Genomic DNA, 3,424 nt, shown 5'->3' on the forward strand with positions numbered 1-3,424 from the left:
ATTATATCGTTTTCAGCTAATTCAGAAGCCATTACATACTTCCATCCATCACCTGGATCTGCGATGTTGCCATCCAGATCATTGTGAATGAAAAATATATCACCTGTACTATTATCAGCTAATTCATTTATACTATCAATATCTATTCCTAACTCATAATTAACATCTTTAAGATAATAATCATATACGATCCAATTATCAATTCTGCTATCTGTAATAATTACATCATCTTTACCTACTTCCGTTTCCAAATATTTAATTGTGGCATCATGTTCATGATCGGATTTAAATTCATTGTATACTGTGCTTCCAAAATCAAAAAGTACTATCACTAATGCCAAAATAACAACTTGTTTAAAAATCTTTTGCTCTAAGCAAAAAGACAATGCTATTGAAATAAGTATATAGAGCATTCCAACTGTCATATATAAATATCTGGCTACAAACTTATGTGACATTATGTCCATCAAGCACCCGACTATATATAACAAGATGAATACAACAATCGTCATAAAAAGTATACTCATATAATTCTTAATTTTAGGATCAGAGCTCTTTTTGTTCTGTATAACATATGCTAATAAGGCAGACATTATAAAGACTATAAGTAATCCTGTTAACGCCAGGGCTATAATATTGATCTCCGAATGATTTCTGATAGTACCAAAGAACATACATACAAATGAAATCATAGGTTTCAAATAATATATAAGTGAATTAGATCCCATAGAGTAGGCATTCTCATTAGTTGCCTGATTGATAACTACTATAATCCATGGTCCGTAAAATACAAAACATATAAGAATGGATATAATAATATTTTTTAAGCATTCTCTTTTTTTAATCAAAATATAAAGAAAATAGTATGCATATATAATTGCGGTAGTAATGAGTGCAAAATAATGTGTATATGCTGCTAGAATAGCAGGAACTGCAGATATTATTATCCATTTATGATTGTCATATACGACTCCTTCTATAATTGCAAATAAGAAAGCCGTTATGAAGAATAAGGCCAGACTATACATTCTTATTTCTGTATTATAAAAGGACGTAGGCATAAAAAATACCATAAATGCAAATATAAGCCCAGAGTTCTTATCAAAATGATATGCTAGCCATTTATAGCCAACAGCCGCTAATATTATCACTGGAAATAATGATGCAAATTTGAAAACAGGTATACTATAACCAAATATTGCGCAGAATAATTTATCTAATAAAAATGATAACGGCGGATGAACATCCTTTATGGAACCTTCAATAATACCACTTATATTTTCATGTACAAGATTAACAGTAAAACACTCATCTGCCCATATGGTATGCTGAAACAATCTTACAAAATTAGCTAATACTCCAAAAAATAATACTATGTTAAATATATTATCAGTTTTCCTGCTCATAACTTATCCTCTCATAATTTATGATCGTTATAATATTTGAACTAATAGTATGAATTAAAGCTTCTTGTAAATACGTTTTTTACTTTCGTTACTTCTTCTTTAACATAAATATTTAATTATTATATAGCTTAGGCTATCCACTTTACTTTCATTACAAAGTTTGCTGCATTGCCATATCCGGCCTTCTTATAAAAATGCTCATGCATATCATCATTGACCGCCTGAAGCTCTATGCATGCAGCTCCTTTATCTCTAACATTATTCTCTAATGCTTGAAGCAGGGTACTTCCTAATCCTTTGTGCTGATACCCGGATGCGATAACGATTTCTTCAAGTGTATAACCAACTATATCATCATACTGCTTGAAGTATCCCATAGCAAGTCCGATTGCTACATTATCCTCATCTCTAAGTATTAAAGAATAGGAGTCCTCTATTAATAAAACCTGATGAATGCGCTTAGATGCTGTATCCCTGGTCCAGCAGACGCCTTCATTATTGTTGTAATAATCTATGTATAGAGGAAGGATTTCTTCTATATTAGACATGGTCATTTCTGAAATTGTTGTGGGCATGATAATCCTCCGATGTATGCATTACTTATAAATATATCTTTTGTATATTGTCCCTTAAGTATAACCTTAAAGAGGCTACATATCAAAATAAGTAGCCTCTCTCTTAATTATATAGTTGTGTTTATAATGCTCAAAGAATATTAGTATTTAATAGTATCATTTATACTCAACCATTTTTGATCTTTATCAGATAAATTTAACGCAGATCCATCTTTTAGCGTATATCCTTCTGCGGAGGCGCTACCTTTGTATTCTCCTACAAGCTGTGGCCACTCAATTGCAATCTTAGGATCATTCCAAGCTAGACCGCCCTCATCATTAGGATGCCAGAAATCTGAACATTTATAGCAGAACTCTGCATAATCGGAAAGAACCAGAAATCCATGTGCAAAGTTTTTAGGAATAAAGAACTGTTTTTTATTCTCTTCTGAAAGAACTACTCCAAACCACTTTCCGAAAGTCTTTGAATCTTTACGAATATCTACAGCAACATCAAAGACTTCACCTTTTATAACTCTTACAAGCTTATCCTGAGGGAAATTCTTCTGGAAATGAAGACCTCTTAGAACACCTTTCTTACTAGCAGACTGATTGTCCTGTACGAATTCTACATCTATTCCTGCTTCATAAAACTCACGCTTATTGTAAGTCTCCATGAAGTAGCCTCTGTTATCACCATGAACTGTAGGTGTGATAATCTTAAGACCTTCTATATCTGCGCAATTTTCAACTTTAATCTGTGCCATTTAAAATCCCTCTTAACCTTATATATTATCAATCAGCAAGCTTCTTGCTGTACATTCCATCATAATATTTCTCATAGTCACCTGAAGTGATGTGCTCCATCCACTCCTGATGCTCGAAGTACCACTTTATAGTCTTGCGGATGCCTTTCTTGAACATTGTCTCAGGCTCCCAGCCGATCTCAGCCTTGATCTTATCAGGTGCGATAGCATATCTTCTGTCGTGACCCTTACGATCTTCTACATATGTGATGAGATCATATGAAAGGTGAGCCTTTCTAGGATCATCATCTGTAAGCTCTTCTCTTAAAATATCGATGATTGTCTTAACGATCTCAATGTTCTGCTTCTCATTGTGTCCGCCGATATTGTATGTCTCAAAGAGTCTTCCCTGTTCCTGAACCATATCGATAGCCTTGGCGTGATCTTCTACATAGAGCCAGTCACGAACGTTCTTACCATCTCCGTATACAGGAAGCTTCTTGCCTTCAAGTGCATTGTGAATGATAAGCGGAATGAGCTTTTCCGGGAACTGGTAAGGTCCATAGTTATTGGAGCAGTTAGTAATATTAGCAGGGAAGTGATATGTATCCATATAAGCTTTTACAAGCATATCAGAGCTTGCCTTTGAAGCAGAATATGGGCTATGAGGAGCATAAGGTGTTGTCTCATAGAAATATCCGCCATCTTCAGGAAGTGA

General features: G+C 34.1%; 4 protein-coding genes. All 4 read right to left on the reverse strand.

The features are described 5' to 3' along the window. Window positions 1–1,406 (reverse strand): glycosyltransferase family 39 protein (locus tag K6G87_RS16825; protein WP_296839821.1); only part of this gene is annotated, 1,406 nt, incomplete at its 3' end. 128 nt (window positions 1,407–1,534) lie between these two features. Beyond that, entirely contained in the window at window positions 1,535–1,981 is a 447-nt protein-coding gene (locus K6G87_RS16830) for a GNAT family N-acetyltransferase (protein ID WP_296839822.1), read from the reverse strand. A 140-nt stretch (window positions 1,982–2,121) separates the two neighbouring features. Continuing rightward, entirely contained in the window at window positions 2,122–2,727 is a 606-nt protein-coding gene (gene rfbC, locus K6G87_RS16835) for a dTDP-4-dehydrorhamnose 3,5-epimerase (RefSeq protein WP_296839825.1), read from the reverse strand. 28 nt (window positions 2,728–2,755) lie between these two features. Continuing rightward, window positions 2,756–3,424: dTDP-glucose 4,6-dehydratase (locus K6G87_RS16840; protein ID WP_296839827.1), on the reverse strand; the 669-nt coding region annotated here is incomplete at its 5' end.

The sequence above is a fragment of the Butyrivibrio sp. genome, assembly GCF_024699075.1.

Coding starts and splice junctions, on each gene's coding strand:
- rfbC (WP_296839825.1), bottom strand. CDS start 2,727: ATGGCACAGATTAAAGTTGAAAATTGCGCAGATATAGAAGGTCTTAAG.
- K6G87_RS16830 (WP_296839822.1), bottom strand. CDS start 1,981: ATGCCCACAACAATTTCAGAAATGACCATGTCTAATATAGAAGAAATC.